Origin of the sequence: uncultured Lactobacillus sp., from assembly GCF_902491705.1 — a bacterium.
GTDB lineage: Bacteria > Bacillota > Bacilli > Lactobacillales > Lactobacillaceae > Lactobacillus.
Window position 1 is genome coordinate 1 of record NZ_CABUIW010000102.1, and the last position, 2,454, is coordinate 2,454.

Sequence of the window (2,454 nt, forward strand, 5' to 3'; positions counted from 1 at the left end):
AATGGTCGTTTTAGCGTTTTTAGCACTATTACTTAAGAGATTTTAGACAGCTTCTTAGGGGACTCTATTTCAATTGGATTCGCTTGGTTTTTTCAAGGTTATTCAGAGAAAAAACAAGATGAACGGTTCACTTTTGGCTATAACCGCTTTTCTTTACTGGGCGCGCTGATAACTGGCGTTGTGCTAATTAGTGGCTCGTTTTTTATGATCTATCGTAGTGTGCCACGTTTGATTGACCCACAACCCGTAAATTATAGTGGCATGTTCTGGCTTTCTCTCGTAGCTATTGCATTGAATGGATATGCTGCGTGGATTTTAAGCAAAGGCACATCCAAAAACGAGAGCATGTTGAACCTCCATATGCTGGAAGACGTATTAGGGTGGATTGGAGTCTTGATTGTGAGTATTCTAATGAACTTTACCGAGGCTTATCGATTGGATCCTATCTTATCGATTTTGATTGCACTTTATATCCTCTACAAAACCGTTCCTGAATTTTTCACCACAATGAAAATTTTATTGAATGGTTCGCCTGAAAATGTAAACGTAAAGAGCTTGGCGGACTCCATTAAAAATGTTCCTGCTGTAAAAGACCTCTCACATTTTCACATTTGGTCACTGGACGGGGAAGAAAACGCCCTTATCGTCACGGTTCTTATAGATTCTTCCGATATAAACAAGGCTAGGGAAATCAAAGAAGAAATTGCAGAGCTTGCCCATACATCGGGTGTAAAGAATCATATCACAATAGAAATAACTACAAGTAAAGACGAACTGGAAAAAGGGTATGCTTATGGCAGTTAAAGTATTTATATATTGAAAAAAGGACTATTTTAAATCGAGTAGGAGACTAGTCAATTAATGGCTAGTCTCCTACTCGATTTATTAGTGCAAAGCACCCCTTAAATTTAATGCAAAATAAAATTACAATTTACAGGTTGATCTATCTTCTTATTTGTTGCGTTTCTTCTTTCTCTGGTTGTTTCACTTCCGGATTATGCTTAACAAAATCTTTTAACTGGTTCTGTGTACGGTTGCTTATTTCTTGGTGTACTTGTTTTAGTTGCTTTTCAGCTTGTTGGTTATTTTTAGCAGGGTCTTGTACTTGCTTTAGTAAATTTTTGTACTGTTGAGATAGGGTAGGGTGTTCTGGATCATTATTCTTTAAAATAGACTGATTAGCAGAATGAGGGTTGTTGTCATTACGTTCAATGTATTCATCTGCATAATAGCCATGTCCTAAGTCTTTTATAGCATTATTTGATTTTTCAATGTCCGCTACATCTTCCCATGTGGCAGTCTTTCTAAAATAATCAGCTTCTTTTTCTGATATATCTGAAAGGGTATAACTTTCTTGAACGGCGTTTTGTAAATTGTTGTTATAGAGTTTTTTAACGGCTTCTACTGGATTATCAGCTTTTACTACTAATTTTTCTTTAGCAATATCTTCAATTTTTTCAGTTATTTTGTTAGCTTTTTCTTGTTGTAAGCCTAATTGTTTGGTTAAGCCATCGCTAAGCTCAATCACTTTGTTGCTCACTTGCTGGATCTCACTTAAAGCACTATGGATCACGGCTTTATCTTTGGCCCAGGTGGCCACGTAACCGAGTGAGTAGTTGCTGGTATCAACGCCAATATTTTGCATGGCAACATACGCAACCGCTTCGGCTTGGGTTTCCTGATAGGCTCGTGGCCGATCTTTAAAGGCTGATTTTAAGCCGTGTAGCTGGCTATGCGCATATTCGTGGTATAACGTCTTTAGTTTCAAAGCATTGTCGGGCTCATCGCCACCAATGACGATTTCATTAGTGCTGGGTTGAAAATACCCCTTAGCCCCATTTAGCGTCGCTAAAGGCACTTCACTGACTTTAAGGTCGGTTTGCTGGTTTAAATAATCTTTGAACGCGTTATACAAGCTCGTTACATTCTGATGATCGGCTAAATTTTCTTTGAAAAAATCCTTGGCACTTAACACTGGCTCACCGCTAGTTTGTGACACGTCGAAGATGGGCAGATAGCGGTAACCGAGTTTTACGACGCTTTATTCCCAAAGGTCAAGCCATTAAAGAACTAGGTGATCACCAATTGGTTCAAATTAATTGGTATTTGAATTCACAGCCACTTAAATGTCTTAATTGGCATACACCAATCGAGCTCTTCTTGCTTAATCTACGTCACTAAATTCGTTCAAGTTATTTCTTGCAATCTGCCCATTTAAATTACAAGTGCATACCCCCATCTTCATGCCGGTTCCGGGTTTGGTGTTGCCGCTGCTTTTTCGTCATTTCCCACTCGGTCTCTTTTAAGCCGCGTGCCTGTTTTTGTCGTTCGTAATCTTCATCATGGGCATATAGGGCGGTCATGATTGCGTTACTAAAGGCTGTCTTTAAGTAGTAGCTTGGACTAACTGGCTTGTAATTTAGCGGTTGATAATGTCCCATATTTACTTTTCTA

General features: G+C 38.8%; 1 protein-coding gene and 3 pseudogenes. 2 read left to right on the forward strand and 2 right to left on the reverse strand.

The features are described 5' to 3' along the window. Positions 1-66: 66 nt before the first annotated feature. Positions 67-804 carry a cation diffusion facilitator family transporter gene (locus RDN22_RS11215; RefSeq protein ID WP_225368106.1) on the forward strand — a complete coding sequence of 246 codons (738 nt, stop codon included), beginning with the start codon at positions 67-69 and terminating at the stop codon, positions 802-804. 139 nt (positions 805-943) lie between these two features. Here the strand turns inward: RDN22_RS11215 and RDN22_RS11220 are convergent. Continuing rightward, a pseudogene (locus tag RDN22_RS11220) lies at positions 944-2,029 on the reverse strand (LtrC); the annotation flags it as partial. On the opposite strand from RDN22_RS11220, the pseudogene RDN22_RS11225 reads away from it, so the two are divergent. Continuing rightward, positions 2,014-2,181 (forward strand): annotated as a pseudogene (locus tag RDN22_RS11225) (IS30 family transposase); the annotation flags it as partial. The pseudogenes RDN22_RS11220 and RDN22_RS11225 overlap by 16 nt on opposite strands. A gap of 38 nt (positions 2,182-2,219) precedes the next feature. Here the strand turns inward: RDN22_RS11225 and RDN22_RS11230 are convergent. Then, a pseudogene (locus RDN22_RS11230) lies at positions 2,220-2,454 on the reverse strand (nickase); the annotation flags it as partial.